The sequence below is a fragment of the Halalkalibacter okhensis genome (assembly GCF_000787375.1).
GTDB lineage: Bacteria > Bacillota > Bacilli > Bacillales > Bacillaceae_D > Halalkalibacter > Halalkalibacter okhensis.
The window spans coordinates 25,673-44,321 of record NZ_JRJU01000036.1 but is presented as its reverse complement, the minus strand read 5'-3'; the positions used below and the strand labels follow the sequence as shown (position 1 = coordinate 44,321).

At 33.2% G+C, this 18,649-nt stretch carries 22 protein-coding genes and 1 pseudogene; 22 read left to right on the top strand and 1 reads right to left on the bottom strand.

Annotated elements, in window-relative coordinates:
• The first annotated feature begins 29 nt into the window (after positions 1–29).
• The 14 genes and pseudogenes from LQ50_RS26625 to LQ50_RS19370 all read left to right on the top strand — a co-directional run bounded on the left by LQ50_RS26625 (position 30) and on the right by LQ50_RS19370 (position 10,381).
• Complete coding sequence (locus tag LQ50_RS26625; RefSeq protein ID WP_308417937.1) at positions 30–239, top strand: sigma factor; 210 nt, start codon at positions 30–32, stop codon at positions 237–239.
• Entirely contained in the window at positions 209–547 is a 339-nt protein-coding gene (locus tag LQ50_RS26445) for an RNA polymerase sigma factor (RefSeq protein WP_505669919.1), read from the top strand. Before LQ50_RS26625 ends, LQ50_RS26445 begins: the two co-directional genes overlap by 31 nt.
• Positions 528–1,121, top strand: a complete 594-nt coding sequence (locus LQ50_RS19425; protein WP_034632475.1) for a hypothetical protein — start codon at positions 528–530, stop codon at positions 1,119–1,121. The genes LQ50_RS26445 and LQ50_RS19425 overlap by 20 nt, the downstream gene beginning before the upstream one ends.
• A 388-nt stretch (positions 1,122–1,509) precedes the next feature.
• Positions 1,510–2,190 (top strand): YgaN family protein, encoded by a 681-nt coding sequence (locus LQ50_RS19420; RefSeq protein ID WP_034632473.1) that lies wholly within the window; start codon positions 1,510–1,512, stop codon positions 2,188–2,190.
• A 17-nt stretch (positions 2,191–2,207) separates the two neighbouring features.
• Positions 2,208–2,420, top strand: coding sequence for a hypothetical protein (locus LQ50_RS19415; protein ID WP_034632471.1), 213 nt, complete (start codon positions 2,208–2,210; stop codon positions 2,418–2,420).
• Between the two features lie 289 nt (positions 2,421–2,709).
• Positions 2,710–2,913, top strand: a pseudogene (locus LQ50_RS26075) (cysteine hydrolase); the annotation flags it as partial.
• 558 nt (positions 2,914–3,471) lie between these two features.
• Positions 3,472–3,996 (top strand): sigma-70 family RNA polymerase sigma factor, encoded by a 525-nt coding sequence (locus LQ50_RS19405; protein ID WP_308417935.1) that lies wholly within the window; start codon positions 3,472–3,474, stop codon positions 3,994–3,996.
• A gap of 18 nt (positions 3,997–4,014) precedes the next feature.
• On the top strand, positions 4,015–5,061 hold the full coding sequence (locus tag LQ50_RS19400) for a DUF4871 domain-containing protein (protein WP_034632468.1): 1,047 nt from the start codon (positions 4,015–4,017) through the stop codon (positions 5,059–5,061).
• Positions 5,062–5,716: 655 nt separating this feature from the next.
• On the top strand, positions 5,717–6,523 hold the full coding sequence (locus LQ50_RS19395; RefSeq protein ID WP_034632466.1) for an undecaprenyl-diphosphate phosphatase: 807 nt from the start codon (positions 5,717–5,719) through the stop codon (positions 6,521–6,523).
• 135 nt (positions 6,524–6,658) lie between these two features.
• Positions 6,659–7,003, top strand: coding sequence for a cupin domain-containing protein (locus LQ50_RS19390; RefSeq protein WP_034632464.1), 345 nt, complete (start codon positions 6,659–6,661; stop codon positions 7,001–7,003).
• Between the two features lie 85 nt (positions 7,004–7,088).
• The gene (locus tag LQ50_RS19385) at positions 7,089–7,892 is read left to right on the top strand and encodes a class I SAM-dependent methyltransferase (protein WP_034632461.1); all 804 of its coding nucleotides are present in this window, start codon (positions 7,089–7,091) and stop codon (positions 7,890–7,892) included.
• Positions 7,893–8,275: 383 nt separating this feature from the next.
• Positions 8,276–8,824, top strand: coding sequence for a sigma-70 family RNA polymerase sigma factor (locus LQ50_RS19380; RefSeq protein ID WP_052144873.1), 549 nt, complete (start codon positions 8,276–8,278; stop codon positions 8,822–8,824).
• Complete coding sequence (locus tag LQ50_RS19375; protein ID WP_034632459.1) at positions 8,821–9,606, top strand: hypothetical protein; 786 nt, start codon at positions 8,821–8,823, stop codon at positions 9,604–9,606. The genes LQ50_RS19380 and LQ50_RS19375 overlap by 4 nt, the downstream gene beginning before the upstream one ends.
• 307 nt (positions 9,607–9,913) lie before the next feature.
• On the top strand, positions 9,914–10,381 hold the full coding sequence (locus tag LQ50_RS19370) for a GNAT family N-acetyltransferase (RefSeq protein ID WP_034632456.1): 468 nt from the start codon (positions 9,914–9,916) through the stop codon (positions 10,379–10,381).
• 194 nt (positions 10,382–10,575) lie between these two features.
• Here LQ50_RS19370 and LQ50_RS19365 read toward each other — a convergent pair whose 3' ends face one another.
• On the bottom strand, positions 10,576–10,869 hold the full coding sequence (locus tag LQ50_RS19365) for a MazG-like family protein (protein ID WP_034632454.1): 294 nt from the start codon (positions 10,867–10,869) through the stop codon (positions 10,576–10,578).
• A gap of 87 nt (positions 10,870–10,956) precedes the next feature.
• Here LQ50_RS19365 and LQ50_RS19360 point away from each other — a divergent pair, with 87 nt between their 5' ends.
• The 8 genes from LQ50_RS19360 (at position 10,957) to LQ50_RS19330 (ending at position 18,114) form a co-directional block, all read left to right on the top strand.
• A complete protein-coding gene (locus LQ50_RS19360; protein WP_034632451.1) occupies positions 10,957–11,226 on the top strand; it encodes a hypothetical protein in 270 nt (89 codons plus the stop codon).
• A gap of 750 nt (positions 11,227–11,976) precedes the next feature.
• Positions 11,977–12,144 carry a hypothetical protein gene (locus LQ50_RS25545; RefSeq protein ID WP_161784703.1) on the top strand — a complete coding sequence of 56 codons (168 nt, stop codon included), beginning with the start codon at positions 11,977–11,979 and terminating at the stop codon, positions 12,142–12,144.
• 162 nt (positions 12,145–12,306) lie between these two features.
• On the top strand, positions 12,307–12,438 hold the full coding sequence (locus tag LQ50_RS26340) for a hypothetical protein (protein WP_272913738.1): 132 nt from the start codon (positions 12,307–12,309) through the stop codon (positions 12,436–12,438).
• A gap of 348 nt (positions 12,439–12,786) precedes the next feature.
• Positions 12,787–14,031: an MFS transporter gene (locus tag LQ50_RS19355; RefSeq protein WP_034632449.1), complete on the top strand. Its 1,245-nt coding sequence runs from the start codon at positions 12,787–12,789 to the stop codon at positions 14,029–14,031.
• 244 nt (positions 14,032–14,275) lie between these two features.
• The gene (locus LQ50_RS19350) at positions 14,276–14,890 is read left to right on the top strand and encodes a hypothetical protein (protein WP_034632446.1); all 615 of its coding nucleotides are present in this window, start codon (positions 14,276–14,278) and stop codon (positions 14,888–14,890) included.
• Between the two features lie 385 nt (positions 14,891–15,275).
• Entirely contained in the window at positions 15,276–15,785 is a 510-nt protein-coding gene (locus LQ50_RS19340; RefSeq protein ID WP_034632445.1) for a hypothetical protein, read from the top strand.
• Between the two features lie 44 nt (positions 15,786–15,829).
• Complete coding sequence (locus LQ50_RS19335) at positions 15,830–16,438, top strand: DUF5412 family protein (protein ID WP_237563762.1); 609 nt, start codon at positions 15,830–15,832, stop codon at positions 16,436–16,438.
• A gap of 1,442 nt (positions 16,439–17,880) precedes the next feature.
• Complete coding sequence (locus LQ50_RS19330) at positions 17,881–18,114, top strand: YczI family protein (protein ID WP_034632439.1); 234 nt, start codon at positions 17,881–17,883, stop codon at positions 18,112–18,114.
• Positions 18,115–18,649: the final 535 nt, after the last annotated feature.

The following is an 18,649-nucleotide window of genomic DNA, read 5'->3' as shown; positions in this document are numbered from 1 at the left end:
TATAAAGAGTCTTAGAGAGGGGAGATATTTTGACGAATCAACAATTAGATATTACAGAGTGGTTTTCACAATATAGCGACTCGATTTTCAAATATATTTTAATGAATGTACGAGACCATCAACAAGCTGAAGACCTAACCCAAGAAACATTTGTAAAAGCATTTAAACTTTTAAGAGAGAATCAAATCCAAAAACCTGGTTATTTAGCATTGCTCATAATGTTATGGTTGATTATTTGAGAAAAAAACGCCCAATTCATTTATTGCAAGATTTGCTTAATGTTAAACGTGATAAGAACCCTTTGCCAGAAGAAGTTGTCCAAATTAAGGAGAGTACAAAGGAGTTATATTATGCATTGGGCAGTTTGAAGCAAGCGTATCGTGAAGTCATTTTCCTAAGAAAGATGAAAGGATTTTCCATAAAAGAAACGGCTGAGATATTAAAGTGGTCTGAAAGTAAAGTGAAATCAACATTGTCTCGTGCGATTGTTTCGTTGGAAAAAGCACTTCAAAAGGAGGAATATGGTTATGAAAAATCAATTCGATAATTCTCTAAAGGAGCTATATGACGATATTTCTTGGGCTGAATCTAGAAAAAAACTGGTAGAAGAAAAAATCAATGCTCAAATCAAGGATTCACTAAAGAAAACGAAAAAAAGCCCGAGTATGATTTATGCTACTAGTATAGTAGTGTCAATTTTCATCATGTTCGTAGGAATTCAATTTATTTTAAGCGATAACTATTTAGGTGAGCCTCGGGGAAATGGTACTAGCTACTCCAATGATGAGGAAGATGAGAAAAGTGAAAATGTAAATTCGTATTCAGAAGATTTATCTGAAGAAGAACAATTCGTTGGTCCTGATAAAGATGAAGCAAATCACGAGATATTATCGGGACACTCTACCATGAATGGATATGTCATGTATGGATGGGAACATGATAATTTCAACCTTGAAAACTTAAAAGCATCAATGGAATATAGGATTCCTAATATTCAAAAGGCGATTGATGCAACGGATAACTTTTATTTAAAAAAAGATTTTGAAGTTATTCAAGAGCTTCTATTTGAGCTAAATGAAAACATGGATAATGAGGAGAAAAGGGATCATTTAGTTCTTTAACTTCAAAAGATTTACCGTGACCTTGATTATTATTATCGTGACAACACAGTACACGCACCAACCAATGTAAGTTATTATGGAAAAAGTATAAGTGAATGAGTAATTCGAAAAGGTATTTGATAAAGAACAAAAACAATTTTTAGAAGGAGTCCGTAATGCTTAATCTACACGCGGACTCTTGGATTAAGAGTAGTAAGTCAAAGTAGACACAATACAATATTTTCAGTATTTTTTTATTCATCGGAGATATAAAAAATTACGATTACGTGGATTATCCTTATCAAAAGTTGGAGTAATGGTGACCAGATACATAGTCACATTCTAAAGCTGATAGTCATTTATAATTAATGGACTTGCGGAAACAATTGTTCATGGAAAGGTGTTCTAAATGCTTAGACTTAATGCTGATAGTTTAGAAAGACTCGCCAAAGTTCTATTAGTAATTTTACTGGTTATGGCTCTCTATGGAATTTTTACTTATAGTGAAAGTCCTAAAGTTGAAACTGACGAGAAAATAGAAAACAAACTAACCTTGGAACCTATGGTAATGACAGAACAGGAAAGGCAGATATTTAACTCTTTAGGAGGAGACAGTACGGTAGCTTATGATATATCTATAGAGAACGCAGAAGAAATTGTGTTAGATTACTGGATTGAACATTATCACGAGGGTAAAAAAATGAGAAATATTGTTGAAAACACACTTCACCCCAACCAAATCGATGATGTAATTTCATTTATCTTAGAAGAAACTCTTATTTATAGTTCACCAGGTCAAAGGATGGGTTATCAGTACAAAGGAATTATTTTTGAAGGAACAGATGTTGCTTGGGTAAGACATTCGTTGGTTCCTTATCAACAAAATTCACTAACCCTTTTCGATAAAGTCGAAAAGAAAATTCCAATTGAGCTCAATCAGGATATAATAATTGCTACGAAAATTGCGGCTCAAACCAATTATTTAGAATTTAGAGGAATATTTGACGAAAGTGACCCTAATTATAAAACGATGATTAACGATAGCAGAGATGCTTATATTTTTAAGATTAAGCTAAGAACTCTTGAATAAAAAAGGAGAATGAGAGAATGAGTGATTTATTTTATTTTGTCATGCTAGCGACATTAATAATTATTCTTTTAGCAGTAATTTCCCGTTTAAAAGAAACTCACAATGCAAATAAGCGAATTCATGATGAAAACTTAAAGGCTATCAAGGAAGCCTCTGAATACCGAAAAAAGTCGCTCGAAGTACAAGAACAAATTCTAGAGGAACTAAGAAATATAAGAAATAAAAAATGATAAGGAGATTTATTGGCACAAATTTTATGAATTACAATAATCGTAGAGCTGATCTTAGCGATTTACCTTCTTTATCAGACCTTTTTATAGAGCTAACTGACTATAAAACCAAACAGCATTCTATGAAAAAACAATTTGAAATTATTTCAAATAATCCTAATTATTTTGTGGTTCAACCTCTTTTAAAAATTTGATACTATGGAATTGAGCCATGTTGATCATCCTTTTTTCCTCTTCTCTGATTGCTAGTTTGGTCACTTATCATAAAAGAGGTTAATAGAATTGGAAAGTCCGAACTGCAACTATTAATGGAATGGATGTCACCTTAGTCGGAGATGGACATTCAACTACAGACGGCGATGTTTTAAGTGCAGAACAAATTATAAAGCATCATAACGAAATTCTTCATGGACATTACAATGTTGAAAACTTTTCCATTGTAAGAAATACGGAAGAAGAGTTATTCGATCCAACACATAATTCATATAGGTAATAATTGAGTAGTAGAACAATATCCCAATTTCTTAGTCAATCTTAGAACTTGGGATATTCTCTTTGATATTACTTATTAAGGTAGAATGGAATATCGTTTAAAATGTTAATGTATGTGAACTATTACACTTAAAGTAACAGGTAGCAATAGATTGTATATAGCCTGGGGAGAATACGATGATTGGAAAGTTAAGAATAAGAATTCAAATGAGTAATCCTTATTGAACAAACAGGGGCATAATTTATATAACAGGAGTTGTCATTATGACAGTTACTGTTGCTCTTTTGCTAAGAAGCCAGTTAAGTACAATAAGTGTATTAAGAAGAATTGAATTATAGTAATGTAAAGAGGTTCTTTGAACCTCTTTTTTGGTCTTTAAAAACCAAATAGCAAATAATTTATATTTTGGAAAGTGTTATTAAATTAAGATAAAGTGCAACTAGCTAATAGTGGCTTAATATTTTTTAATTAAGTCAATATAAAAGCGAATTTCAAAAAAAAATGAAACTTATTCTTTACTTTTTCGTCTTAGCATAGAAGAAATGAGGTGAGAAATTGTTGAGCAATCTTAATGATAAAAGTATTGTTTTTCAGATAGAAAAGGATACGTGGCTTGAAAGTATTATGGATGAATATGGTGAAAGACTTACGAAGTTAGCTTTTAACTATTTAAAAGATTGGAATGCGGCCGAGGATGTTGTTCAGGATGTTTTTATTACTTGTTACAAGCATTATGAAAACATTGATAAGATTACTTCTTTCAAGTCATGGATTTTTAGAATAACTATTAATAAATCTAAAGACGTGTTAAAAAGTTCATCCATTAGAAGAGTTCTTATTAATTCAAATATTTTCAACTCACTTTCTTCAAAAGAACAATCTCCAGAAATTGTCATGATTGAGCGTGATGAAAACGAACTTCTTTCTATGTGTGTTCTATCCCTTTCAATTAAATATCGAGAAGTAATTACTCTTTATTATTATGAGGAATTATCGATTGAAGAAATTAGCAAGATGCTAAAAATAAATGTGAATACGATTAAAACTAGATTGAACAGAGGTAGAGCTAAATTAAAAAAATAATAGAAAGGTGTGAGAATAATGCAAGATAAACTCCAAAACTTACGTAATGCAATGGATTCTACGACTCACAAAGAGAACCATTTTACGGAAGTGCAAAAAAATAATATTAGAGAAGCAATTAATTTCGAAGTTAATAAAAAGAATCGAAAGCCAAGAAAATATGTTATATATGGGTTAACTGCCGCTGTTGTCACAATTTTTGCCTTGTTAATATCAACTGAATTAATAATAACTTCAACTAATAATGGAACATTTACTGGTGGTTCAAATCAAGTATTAATTGACGAATGGGAAGTTCGAAATGAATATGAGAAAAATGATAAAGTTTTATTCAGCTTATATCCAGACCCTGCACTTACTGCTGGAAAACCATACGGTTATATATTTAGCTTTACAGAACCGTTCAAAACATTTGAAGGAAAAGAACTAGCTATCTATGCCCAACACTATGATGGTGAGCGTATCATAGTTTTAGCTCCTACAAAAATAACCGAACCTTCTCCGGGGTATACAGGATTAGAACGCTTTACGCATACATTTGAAGTGCCTGTTGGCGGCTTGTGGAAATTTGAAGTTTATTTGGATGACCAATTTTATGGAGATGTAATAATGTCAGTACGTGAGAAAACAGTTGATAATAAATTAAGTTTACCTAAAACTATTCCTAATTATGTTCAGGAAAGTGATTTTGCAGCAATTGATTGGGAAAGAAAAGCTGTTGAATTTGGAGATAGAGGAATTATAGGAAATGAAAACAAATCTGGTGTCATTGGTGCAGATATGCCAACTTTAAATGGACAAAAATGGATGTGGCATTTATGGGGTGTTGATAATGCGGAGCTAACTGTTGTTGGTTTTCACAAAGAAACTCAAACGATTCACCAAGTTTTGTATAACGGACCAGGTGGAGATTCTTATTGGACACGTCAAGCTGTTGGAGAAAATAACGGGGCAGATGCACACATGCCTTCTAATATAGCATTACCAAAAAAAGGGGAATGGGCGTTTTTACTTTATACAAATGATGAGTTATTTGATATTTTAGTTTATGACATTAATGAATAGATAATGGCATTGTTGTGAACAACCCCTTATTTAGCTAACGGGAGCGTGTGCGGCCGAGTCTAGGTCGTATCATATAGCGGGTGGGATTCCCGTAGAGTAAGAACTAGCCATTCACTCGTAGCGAGTCTTTGGAGGGCTAAGGGTAACTTTAGTCTTTAAGCGTAGACAGTTAGGTAATGGGTCGAAAGCCAAATGGTTGACGGATTGAACCCCAAGGATGTTAGTAAATCGAGAGGGCTGATGTTTTTCCTGCGACAGAAAGCAACATTACATTCTTCGTAAATGGCTAAAGAATGAAACCTCTCTGGGGTCAGAGACCTTGGCACGTCACACATTGATATGATAAGTCAAGTCGGGAGACCCTATCAGTCTTTTCTTAATAGAAGAGTATGGTGTACAAGTGATAATAAGCAAGGAAACCAAACGCTGGTAGGGAGTCGGTTAGCGGCGTAGTACCAATGAAGTTGGGTAATGCCGTTGGAGGAAAGGCTAGCTACCAAGTTACCACCCTTGCTAGGGACACATTTACTACACTCAGAGGCTGTAAGGTAGAGAGGTTCTCTTCTACTCTACTAATACAATAATGCATTGAATAAATTTCCAAAATTTGAGATTATATATATTAAGTGTATTAAAGTAAAATAGGGAGGGTTAAATGGAGGAGTTTATTACTTTAATTAAGTACGCCTTCTTAGGTGCGTTTCAAGGGTTTACCGAACCGATTCCTATTTCATCAAGTGGCCATTTAGTTATAGCTCAAGAGCTTTTTGGAATCAGTATTTCTGAGAATGATTTTAGCTTCGAGGTATTAATGAATTTTGCATCACTTTTAGCAGTAGTTCTTATTTATCGAAAAGATTTGATTAGATTAATGGAAAATGGTCGAAAGTATGTTACTAGACGTAATTCAGTCTATAAAAATGATTTTATGTTTATAGTTTACTTGATTATAGGCACAATTCCAGCAGGTGTTTTCGGTTTATTATTTGAAGATAGGATATCAGCAACATTTAGAGGTATTGCCCCGATAGGAGTTGCTTTATTAGTTACTGGTTTAGCACTTTGGCTTATTAGAAATTTAAAAGGGAGAAAGAGTGACAGGAACCTTACTATCAGAGATGCACTAATTGTTGGCTGCGCCCAAGCTATTGCTTTAATCCCAGGTATCAGTAGATCAGGTTCAACGATAGTTGCAGCGATGGGAATAGGCATGAAAAGAGAAACAGCATTGCGTTATTCATTTTTGCTGTATATTCCTGTAAGTCTTGGTACTATCTTAATCAAGATAAATGATATAAATTTTGGTGATCTACTTATTCCATATGTTATTGCATTTATTTTATCGCTCATTTTTTCTTATTTTTCCCTTAAATGGTTTATGGGAATTATGGAGCGGGGGAATTTAAAATACTTTGCTTATTACTGCTTTGCCATGGGAGGTTTAATATTATTTATTACATAGATTTTGATGTTCAACTAACGGAGGCGATGCTTTAACAAGGCATCGCTTGCCTTATTCCGCTAACAAGCAGAAGAGTTCAATAAGGTAATGGACATAGGTATACTACTTAAAAAGAAATAGTTAGGAGCTCAATCAATGAAAATAAGCAAACGTAATGCAGAACATTATATTTGGGGAGATAACTGTGATGGCTGGCATTTAGTTAAAAATAACGATCTAAGTATTATTCATGAACGTATGCCCCCAAATACAAATGAAGTAAGACACTATCATAATCACTCTCAGCAGTTTTTCTTTGTCTTATCAGGAACAGCTACTCTTGAGATTGATGGAACTATAATAGAATTAAATTCAAAAGAGGGCTTCGAAGTTCCGCCACTTGTTCCACATCAAATGTTTAATAAAACGAATCAATACTTAGAATTTATTGTAACTTCTCAGCCAAATAGCAAAGGTGATAGAGTTTTAGCCGTAGAATAAACTTCAACAAAAGCAGGATTTTTTAATAAGCAAATGTCTTGTTTGTGTTCTAAAACAAAATTGTAAGAAAGGAGCCATTCATGTAATGCTAGATTACGGTAAAAACTTATTTGAAGGAACAGCAAGATATTATTCGCAGTATAGACCTATTTATTCAGCATCTTTAATAAGGTACTTAATTGAAAAGTTTTCACTCGATGGGAAAGGTAATATGCTTGATTTAGGCTGTGGAACGGGACAATTAGCATTCAGGTTCTCCGATTGGTTTGAAGGGATAGTTGGGATTGATACAGAACCTGAAATGATAAAGGAAGCAATACGTCTGAGCAAAGAAATTAGAGTTGAAAATATGGAGTTCTTTAATGGAGTTCTTGATAAATATAAGGTCAATTCAAATAAAATCTTTAGATGTGTAACTATTGCAAAGGCATTTCACTGGATGGACAGGGAGAAGGTGCTGGAAACGTTATACGGTATGGTTTCCAATGATGGCGGAATTGCTATAATTGATAATTTTTCTCCAAATAAAGAGCTTTTACCTTGGCAAAAGAAAGTCAATGAAGTAGTAAAACAATGGTATGGGAATGAACGAAGAGCAGGTAATTCTACATACTCTCATCCAACTATTAGTCATCAGGAAATTGTAGCAAAGTCAAAATTCAATTTAGAAAGTTATCAAATTCCTACTTATGAGCATTTATGGTCAATAGAATCTATAATCGGCAACTTATATTCGACTTCCTATGGGTCTATAAGGTTTCTCGGAGATAACGTAAATTCTTTTGAACAACATTTAAAAGAAGAATTGTTATCTATCGAAAAAACAGGTGTATTTAAAGAACAAATAAATACAAAGGTTATACTGGCTATAAAAAACAAACTAATGTAATGGTTTATTTTCTTAAACTATCATGAAAATAGGTTTCTTCAAAAATAGAAAAAGATAATGCTAAAAAAGGCCCTGCTCAAGCTTGAAAAAAAGAGGAGAACGTTAGTGAATAAGGATATGGATTAAATTGACTGGATTAAGGTCCGTATTAGTATTGCCACTGCCTAACCCTTTTCATTCTCTGTGGTGCAGCGCTGTTTTGCGCTGCGTGGATGGCTCTGAATATAGGTTATCACTTTTTTTCCTTGTTGAAGTAGAAGTAGATGAATTGAAAAGTAAGGTTGCAGTGAGTATAGCAGAAAAATATGTTTAGGTACTATCGTCCATTTAGATGAAACTAAATGGACATTTTCTCGTCTAAAAGGTAAAGGGAGGAAGAATATGTGTTAACCAATGAAAAATTAATTAATTTAATAGCTGAAGAAAAGAAAGAAGAACTATTAGAATTTGTCATGGATGAGTATGGGGAAACACTTACAAGATTAGCTTATAGCTATCTAAAGGATTGGGGACTTGCTGAGGATGCTGTTCAGGAGGTTTTTGTAAAATGCTACCATAGTCTAGATCGTTTTCGGCTGGAATCTTCTATACAAACATGGCTGTACACGATAACAAGTAACCAATGTAAAGACGTGTTGCGAAGCCGTTCTTTTAGAAGGATGTTATCGCAAATCTCTTTCTTTAAATCAAATCAAGCAACTCGGATCACTCCTGAAATGATTTTATTAGAGCGCGAGCAAGATGAACGGATAACAAAAGCATTACTGTTGCTCCCTATTAAATACCGAGAAGTAATGATTTTCTTTTATTACGAAGATGTAACAATATCAGGAATAAGCGAAATCTTAAAAGTCAATGAAAACACAGTCAAAACGAGGCTGCGTAGAGGTAAACAATTATTAAAAAAAATGTTAGAGGAGGAACAAAATTGACTGATTTTGATAAAAGGATAAAAGATTCTTTAAATAATACGGCTTTTAAAAAAGCACGATTTACTGAGAAACAAAAAATGAACATCCGATATAGAATTCATTCGAGGAATTATAATACGAAAACTTATCCTAAGTTCTTAACCACAGTTGCTGTTTTATTATTATTGTTTCTTATTGGACAAATGAGTGTAACTGTATTAAAAGATGATTTATCTAGTGCATTAAAAAATAGTGAGACAACACCTACATTAAAAGAAATTAATTTAGAGGGAGAGATCCGAAATTTACAAAAAGAGATTGAAATCTTAGAAAATGAAAATCACGAGTTATTCGGTTACGTGTATCGGTTTGAAGACCCGTTTACCAATGTGGAATTAGTACATAAAGGAAAAGTAGGTGAGGATTACTTTTTATTATTAAACAACGAGGATGGCTTGCAAATAAATGTGAAACAAAAGGGTAATGGTGAGTTCTATTCCTTCCCTCTATGGGACACATATCAACCCATTGAAGGATTCCAGTGGTACGGGGGAAGACATCCAGAAGAGCATACGTATTACGGGGTAATCTCTAATGACTCAGTTTCATCAGTACAGGTGAGAATGGATTCTATCGAACAAGAAATAACTATCATAGAAAGCAGTACGGGAGAACGAATTTGGTTTAGTATTTTTCCAGATGAACCTAAGTCTACAAAAGATAACCAACGTGATATATCAATTGAAGTACATGACCAAAACGGTGATATTATTTGGATGGATAATTTTAAACCTGGATATTGATAAATTAGCATGGGTACGCTTTTTATCTTATTGTATTACCATGAAAATGGGTTTCTTCAAAAATAGAAAAAAGACAATGCTAATAACGGCCCTTCTCAATTGTTTAAAAGCGAGGAGAGCGTTAGTTAATAAGGTATTGCCATTTCCTATCCATGCACATGCTGGCTAATGGGGCTTGAGAGCAATAAATGGATTTGGCATTGTAGCAACTCCTACTTGTGCTAACAGAAGAGATAGTTTACGATAATTATTATTTCGTGGAAAAATAAGTTAAATTGAATATTTATTACGAAAGAGAGAGATAACCATGTTAATAAATGCTGCTACATCTTCTGAAGCACCGGTAATTCATGATTTAATGATTAAGGCATTTATAGAATATAAAAACGAAACCCCTCCATCGAGTGCGTTAGAAGAAACTGTTCAGTCAGTATCAGACGCTTTAGAAAAAGGAGAAAAAGCATTGATTGCTTTTGAAGAACATAATCCAGTTGGTATGGTGCGATTTCAACTAAAAGATGAGGGTTTGTATTTTTATCGTTTGTCTGTTATTCCTGAAAAACAAGGAAAAGGCATTGCAAAAAAGGTATTAAAATCTTTAGAGGAATATGCAAATAAGGTAGATGTAACTGCATTACTATGCAAAGTTCGTATGACAGTACCCAAGAATATAAAGTTATATAGTTCCATAGGTTATGAGGTTTATGATGAAGAAATTGTACATAAGCCAAATGGTATAAATATTAAAGTTGTTTCAATGAAAAAAGAGCTTTAGTTATTCCACAATCGGGCGCGATTGTGGAATAACATAGGTAGAAAATTATAAGATAGTGTATAATAAATCAAAATTAAATCTACTGAAAAAGAATCCCTTTTGAATCAATCTTTTTTCGGAAAATCTGGGCCTTCCGTGCTGTTATTAATCAAACTATATTCCAAAGCAACAATAAGTTGTATTTACATCGTCATTTATGACATGACTGATTTCCATTTAGCTACTTTCTTTTCTAAATATTCTTCTAACTCTGCTTCATTTTCACATAGTTTATAAAATAATGATAGAGCAACTAAAATAACATCGGCACATTCTTCTTTTACATCCGCTATATCTAAATGTTTGTACTCGCTACCACTAGCTTGTTTGTATGATAGCATTGCTTGTGAAGTTTCGCCAATTTCTTCAGTTAGTTTGAGAACCATTTGTTCGAGTGTTTTCTTTTCTTTTGAACTCAGGTATTTTATATCTTTTAATAATTCTTGCACTTTAAATGCACCTCATATCCTTTTACGATTTATTGGGTTTTGTGGTAAAATATAGGAATAATCTCTTAAATATATGGAGGTAAATAATTGAATAAAAAAGATTATTTTATATCCGTTGTATTACATGGATTTATAGGTTATTTATGGGTACTATTTGTAAGTCATATAAATAATTATACTTCTAAAATAGAAAACAGTGCTTTTATTAGTAGTGGTATTTTGATTTTTATAGGCATCTTCCTATTTGGTTCAATAGTAAAGAGAATGACACCAATTAATCAATATAAGTATAATCATCCAGTTAATTTAGTTGGTTTTGTAACATTGTTATTAGTAGTATTTATAAACACTTTTTGATTGTTTGTTAATTTATTTTGCACTAACGGAGAGCGATGCTTTAACAAGGCATCGCTTGCCTTGTTCCGCTAACGAGGCAATTTTATTGAAGATGTTTATTGGGTTTTTATGGTATCAACAAAGAGGGTTATTCGTCAACGAAGTATTTGATCGCTTGTAGTTTTATTAAATAATAATTGGGAGGATATAGGTGTTTATAATTTTTTACGAATCTTCATGAGGTGATTGGAACTGATTTCGTATTTAGTTAACATATAAAAATATGGAGTGGAAACTAAAATTGAAAAGGGAAAGGCTTTTTCTATTATTAAGATTGTCATTGCTATGATTGTAAGTTTTTTAGTGGTTACTAGAATATTTAACGGTCCGTAGTTTACAAATTCTATTTGATTTAATAGAAGCGTTACCAAAAAGGGGAGGGGGGGATAAAGGAGGAATTTAATGAAATAATGCAAATGCATTTTCTTATGGCATAGTAGCGGGTGTTATTAGTTTTATTATTGGTCACGAAAGTAAGATAAGTTTGCATATATAACCTGCTTACTTGCTAACAGGTGCGATAGCGAAACAACAGCTATCGATTGTTTTGCTAAAGGGCAGAATAGGTCAATATGAGAAGAGGCGGTCAACATTAAATCAAAAGATAGCATTTTTAAAAATAACACTAGAGAAAATATTAATGTGATTATTTCTTTTATTTTAGGTCTTACCTCAATATCATTTATGTTTTTTACTTTTGTAGGAGTTGTTATGGCTATTATTGGTTTTATCCTTGGAGTTATTGGATTAAAAGAAGTAAATCTTAAAAGACAACCTGGGAGAGTAATAGCACTTATAGGTATAGGGTGCAATACGTTTGCAATTGTCTTTCCGATTCTTTCAACTGTTTATTATTTATTAAATACTCCTACATATTAAAAAAACCAATATTAAATAGTGGGTTTAATCTAGGGAAAGAAAACAGGGATGAGTAACGAAGAATTATTGAGATAATGGGGATCTTGATTTAATAGGGGAGCGCACTTTTTGTTGTGCTAACAGCAGAGGAGTTGAGAATTCTTTACACAAGGCGGTGTATCTATGGGTATATTTGGTATTATTGCTTTTGCATTACTAATGTCTACGTTATTTGCAATAGAGCGTAAATTAAGCAAGTCAAACGAACAAAATAAAGAAATAATAGAATTACTTAAAAAACACAAGGGCAGCTAAATTTCACTTGATCATTTTATCCTTGCCGTTTTCTCAACATACGGGTGCAATGCTTTAACAAGGTGTCGCTTATCTTATTGCGTTAACGGACAGGATAGTAATATTTCAGTTAACTAAAAAAGGATTAATGGAATATTAATGCTAAAGTATAAATATATTTTTGGGTGAATTGATAAAAAAATACTATGGTCCCTATCCCCTATTTGTTGTCAAAAAATTCAATCCCCAATAAATGATTATTAAAGAAAAACTGAAAGAGGCGATAAAATGTAGGTTTTCCCTTTTAAATGTGTAAACAGACTATTTCTTATCGAATATTGTTATAAACATTTTTAAGGGGATAGGGATATGAATAATAATGTTTCTTTTCGTTTCCTTTGGATTGGTCAAACATTTGCCAATCTAGGTGATGTGTTATATATCGTTGGTTTAATTACGTTAATTTATCAGTTAACAGGCTCTGCTATGTACATGAGTATGGTTCCCTTTTTTATTACTATGTCACAATTTCTAAGTGGAATATTAGCCCCTCTTATCATTGACAGGTTTCGTTTAAGAGGTATTTTAGCGTTTTCCCAATCTGGAAAAACATGCTTGTTGTTCATATTAGGATGGTTATTGTTTAGTAGTTTCTCATTTCAAAACATTACAGTAGTTTTTTTGTTAGTATTTATGATTTCATTTTTAGATGGTTGGTCAACACCTGTTAGAAATACTATGGTTCCTCTTTTGGTACAACAAGTTGAATTAGTGAAAGCAAATAGTTTTTTATCTATTTTAGACCAAACGATTAGACTCGGAGCATGGTCTGTTGGTGGTGTCCTCGTGGTCTGGTTGGGGAACTATCAAGTAATCTATATTACTGTTGTTTTATATTTTGTTTCAAGTATTATGATGTTCATGATTAAAGAAATTCATCTTAATAGTCATTCTACAGAAACAGAGCAAACCTCTATTCCCAAAAATAACTGGGTCAAAATAAAAGAAGGATGGGTTTTCATTTGGAAAACACCTGCTATACGAACGGTTAATATAATGGGTGTTATGGAGTCTCTTGCCAGCGCTGTTTGGGTGGCGGCAATCATTTATATTTATGTCGAAGAATTATTAAAAGCGAGCGAAGAATGGTGGGGCTATATTAACGCTAGTTTTTTTCTGGGATTGATTATTGGTGGGTTTATGAGTTTAAGGTATAATCGCTTAGTAAGTGAGCATTTGAGTCATGTTACTGTTTTTGGAACACTTATTGCGAGCATATTTACTTTTGTGTTTGCAGTCAACTCAATACCTTGGTTAGTATTAATTCTTTCTATCTTGATTGGTTTTGGAGAACAATTGGGGGGAATAGCTCAACAAACCACGGTACAGAAAAGCACTCCACACAAAGAATTGGCAAAAGTTTATTCTGCTCAATATTCACTTCAATTGGTGACTTATGCTAGCGCAGTTCTACTATTAGGTTTTCTTACTGATTTATGGGGTGTTAAAATGTCATTCTTACTAGCATCTTTCTTGTTATTTACATCCTTTATATTTTCCTTTTTAAATAGAAAACATTTGAAAGCCGTAGTACAAAAACAAGTATCGACTTAATATCTTAGAGAGCTTGGAGAATTTCTAAGCTCTTTCTCTTTTATGCCAGAAAATTTATAGAGTTAAGTTTTGTGAAGTTTTGTACTTAAAGTAACGGATAGCATTAGTCGTGGAACTGTTGCAATGGCAGTTCCTATCGTTGCTGAAGTAACGGGCAAGATTGTTTAGTAAGATAACCCTCATGGTTGTCCCTTTTTAAACATAGGATTGAATAGGGAGTTTTACAATTATTGGGGGTGTTTTTGTGAAAAAGCTAATAATCCTTATAGGTAGCATTGTTTTTTTAGGAGTTGTTGGATGTTCTAGTGGAAATGACAAGCTAGATACTTCTTTTTTTAAAACTATTGGTGAAAATCCCGATGGTGGAGCTTCATATGTTTTTCCAGCCTACAAAATACTATTAGATGCAGTGCCTTTTAAAGCACAATTACCTGTATATGTTCCGATATCTGGAGGAACTGCTCATTTATGGGTACCTCATGCTATAATAGTAAATTCAGATTTAACTGAGGTATCAGTGAGTTTTTCGAAAGAGTTTTTTCGTGACGGTACAGAAGAAGGAAATGGTTCTTTATATTTAGAAAATGCCAACTACAAGGATTCGTCTTGGGACAATCTTGAGAACAAGAATAAGACGAAAATAGATGAAAAAACAGATGGTTATTTTTATTTATCTGCCAGCGACAATGACTATGTTGATTTAAGGTTTTCTAAGGACGGTATTTATTATCTGGTTCTATATCAAACTGTTGGGAAGTCATTGGAAGAAAGAAAAGAAGAGTTAATAAAGATAGCAAATTCAATGGTTGAATATGATGAATGGTATGATGTCAGATTTGAAGGAGCTTTAAAGGAATAATCTTATTCAAGTAACGGGGCGATAGCTGAATAAAGGTTATCGACTTTCTCTTGTTGTAGTAACGGAGCAGGTTTATGAAAGAAAAAGTGTTGAAATTTGTTCAAAGGGAGGCAGATACTTTGCTTGCATTAAAAGAGTTTGCGTCCAGTTTTTTACTCATTGTAAGTTGGTTTATATTTGCAATAAGTGCATATTTACTCTACTGAACAATTGTTATACCTTTACTTGCAATCATCCCTTTTCTTATTTCTTTAGTTATTGGTTTATTATGCTTCAACTGTTCAAAAAAACTTGATGATAGGAGAAAAGATAATTAGTTCTTCAAAGGAGCAGGTTAGAGCAAAAGAAAGTTTAATGATAATTGGAAAGGTAGAGGAGAGAATTTATGGGGAATTTCAGAGGGGTTTGGGGAACTCTTGTTTTATTACTAATTATGTCAGGGTGTAGTGGCTTCGCTGAAAACTATGATGCAGGAATACCGATTGCAAGTTTTACTACCGATAGTATCGGATATAGTGAGTACACGTTAGAGTTAGCTAATGTTAATTGGAAAACTGCCTCAATGGAGAAAATCGAAGGAATAGCAAATCTTGAAGAATTTGCACTTGGATTAGAAACAGTTGAACTCGACAGAAATCAAATTATTTATATCAAATTTGAAAAAGATAAGAAACGTGATGGTGATATTACAGTCCCAAAAGTAGAAGTTTCAATTTATAAGTCAGGTAAAAGAGAAGATCCAATACATAATTTTGAGTGTCTTTTTGACGACGAATGTCCATCTGAAGAAAGAAGGATTGTTTTGCCTGCTGAGTCAGGACAATACTTTATAGAAGTAAATTTAAAAAGCCAAGGGAATAAAGCTCAATATGTAAGTATTATCGACATAAAATAATATTCATATAGAAGAGTGTTATTAAACAAGCGGGAGTGATGCTTTTGTTAAAGCATTGCTCGCCATGTTCCGCTAACGGAGCAGGATTATACAACAAGAAAGGGGCAAGTTTTGTGGAGGAAAGATATAACTTATGGTCTTTTAATTTAATAATTGTTTGCATTGGGTTAGCAGCCTACTCATTTTATTCTAACATTGTTCATACTTGGCAAATTACACCTCCAAATTATATCTTACTTATAATTAGTTTATTAGCCTTTACTTTAGGAATTTTTGGTTTTAAAGATAAAAGAAACTGGCGAACCAAAACAAGAAGCTGGTTAACGATAATTTTGTCTTCATTGACATCTATCGCACTTTTTTTGGCGGTATTATTTACATTCTTCTTTTCATCAATGGGAGCAAATGAACATATAAAGACGGTAAATTCACCCGATGATAATTATACAATTGATTTTTATCGTTGGGACCAAGGAGCTACGGGTACATTTGGTGTAAGGGGAGAGTTAAACGGTCCACTTTGGTTTAAAAAAAGAATTTATATCCAGAGAAGAACAGAAGAGGTTAATATAGAATGGAAAAGTAATGATATAGTCTCAATAAACAATCATATTCTTAACTTAAATAAAGGTGATACATATGGTTATCAATGATTAAGTATGTGAAACAATCTACTTAAAGTAACGGAAGCGCGCGACAAGTGCTGCTATAAGCGCATTAAGCGTGAAAAGCAGGAAGTTAACTAGATAAACTTAAACTTCACAACAGAGGGTTGGAATGATGGAACCATGTTTCCTAAAACAAACTCATCAAGACTCCTGCGTGCGTCATGAATGACAGTTCATGGGGTTCGAAGCACAGGTAGAGTCGGCAGAAGGAAGGCTAGAGAAACCTTCTTGTCTAAGGGTAACGAGGAACTTATAGTCTAGTACAGATTGCTAGATGGAGCGCGGAATGACGGGAAACTGTCACGTTCCGTGTGGAGCAGGGGAAAAGCTGGAGATCACTTCAAACGCTTACCTATTGCTAACGTTTCTGCAATAAAGCAGGAACGCATTTTTTTGAACATAATAAAGGAAATTAATGTTTTAAACAATGGTTAACTTTCATTTGGAAAATTCGTATAATTATTAAGGTCTAATAAAGTGGAGGAGTCATTTTGGAAACCAATGTTCAAACGTCTCAAAGCGTGGAAAATACAACGGAAAAGGAAGTAGATTCTTAAACGTATTAGGGATATTTCTGTTTGGGTGATTTGCATTAACAAGTGTAACAACGCCAATCCCTCCAACATATGAAATAAAAGATTTTTTTCTGTTTATCTTTGGAAGTGCTATTATCTATTACTCTTTAGTAAATATTTATTCCATAGGAAGGAAGATTGTTTTAACAACTCTTATTCTTTTAGGCTGTTTTAGTATATATATGGCTTATTATCTTGCAACCAATCCAATGTAAAGGGAGGAATTCATAATAAGAAAATACGCACCCTTATTACTCGTATATGTTTTATCGTTAGCAATATTAGGCTTTTTATCATATGCACATGATGTTCATCCATATGGCTTCAATTATGATGTGCCTAAAGAAAACACCGTAGAAGTGAAACAAGGAATTATAAGCAAGGAAACGCATTTGTTTGATGCAAGCGAAGTTAATCCAATTCCAGTCATGCTCGGTATAGATACATTAATTCAAAATTGGATAATATTCCTTTATATTTTTCCTCTTTTTATTGCTGGTTTATTAGGTATTTTAAAACGGAATTAAGGTGGAACTTAAATCTTCGCACATATACGGCTATTTATTTTCCTTTATTAGTAATTGTATCTACTGTGGGTTATCTATTTTTCAAAAATCAAGGTTTAGATATTTTAGCCTTGTTAGTTCAACTAAACAATAATGCATAATATTAATAATAAGATAAAAAGAACAAGAAGGGAAAAGGATGCGTGTTATTTAAGCATCGCTGCCTTGTTCTGCTAACGGAAGCGATTCTGTAAGAAGACAAGAGGGCTTTTGGAGAATCCTTAGGTTGCTGTTACGCCGCTAAAGGGGGCGTTTAGCTCAAAAAGGCTATAAAGGGGCGTTTATATTGTTAATTATTTTAAGAGTACTATTTGCAGTAATCGCTGCTTTTATCGCAGGGTATGGATTGATTACTAAGAATTTTGAGTTCCAATCATATATGATGTTTTTTATAAGTTTAATGGTGTTAGTAATAGGATTAGAAGAATTTCGTAAAGAACGAAAAGTTTCGGGTTGGATTAGCATAGTTGCTTTTTTATTTGTATTATTTGTATCACTTCTAGTCTTTTTCTGGAACTAACGGGGCGATAGCTTAATAAAGGCTATCTCCTTTCTCTTGTTGAAGTAACGAAGCAGGATTATTGTGCGAAATGTTCCTAGTTTAAATGGAGGATGGTCACATCACTCTGGTAAAGACTAGGCAATTCCTTATGGAATTGAAGGATTATATCGAAGAGTCAAATGATAGAGTAACGTCTTGAAGGGCTCTCTCTTAGTCGAATAGCACTGAAGTTAGTAAGAATAACAGTGTTATAAGCTCGGCAAGAAGGTGTAAGAATTTACCGTAACAGTGATTTTTAGCTGTCGAAAGTCTACCCGCGGGGGTGGTGTAAATCATGATGCTGAGTTGATTGAATACGGTGAGAATGCTTAATTATCCCAAAAGAATGGGGTAAGCTGACGAACTTCTGAATGTACGGGTCTACACCTGCAATACATAGAAATGTGTATATCACCAAATTGTGAGGTTAGCAGTGGTTGAGTAAAACTAACTATTATGAAAAACCATGATATGTTACAGGCATATGAACAGCTAACAGGCTTACAGGAAGCAC

What these genes read in the sequence shown, in the direction of transcription:
- LQ50_RS19425 (WP_034632475.1), top strand. Translation starts at nt 528, where the DNA reads ATGAAAAATCAATTCGATAATTCTCTAAAGGAGCTATATGACGATATT.
- LQ50_RS19420 (WP_034632473.1), top strand. Translation starts at nt 1,510, where the DNA reads ATGCTTAGACTTAATGCTGATAGTTTAGAAAGACTCGCCAAAGTTCTA.
- LQ50_RS19415 (WP_034632471.1), top strand. Translation starts at nt 2,208, where the DNA reads ATGAGTGATTTATTTTATTTTGTCATGCTAGCGACATTAATAATTATT.
- LQ50_RS19400 (WP_034632468.1), top strand. Translation starts at nt 4,015, where the DNA reads ATGCAAGATAAACTCCAAAACTTACGTAATGCAATGGATTCTACGACT.
- LQ50_RS19395 (WP_034632466.1), top strand. Translation starts at nt 5,717, where the DNA reads ATGGAGGAGTTTATTACTTTAATTAAGTACGCCTTCTTAGGTGCGTTT.
- LQ50_RS19390 (WP_034632464.1), top strand. Translation starts at nt 6,659, where the DNA reads ATGAAAATAAGCAAACGTAATGCAGAACATTATATTTGGGGAGATAAC.
- LQ50_RS19385 (WP_034632461.1), top strand. Translation starts at nt 7,089, where the DNA reads ATGCTAGATTACGGTAAAAACTTATTTGAAGGAACAGCAAGATATTAT.
- LQ50_RS19370 (WP_034632456.1), top strand. Translation starts at nt 9,914, where the DNA reads ATGTTAATAAATGCTGCTACATCTTCTGAAGCACCGGTAATTCATGAT.
- LQ50_RS25545 (WP_161784703.1), top strand. Translation starts at nt 11,977, where the DNA reads ATGGCTATTATTGGTTTTATCCTTGGAGTTATTGGATTAAAAGAAGTA.
- LQ50_RS26340 (WP_272913738.1), top strand. Translation starts at nt 12,307, where the DNA reads ATGGGTATATTTGGTATTATTGCTTTTGCATTACTAATGTCTACGTTA.
- LQ50_RS19355 (WP_034632449.1), top strand. Translation starts at nt 12,787, where the DNA reads ATGAATAATAATGTTTCTTTTCGTTTCCTTTGGATTGGTCAAACATTT.
- LQ50_RS19340 (WP_034632445.1), top strand. Translation starts at nt 15,276, where the DNA reads ATGGGGAATTTCAGAGGGGTTTGGGGAACTCTTGTTTTATTACTAATT.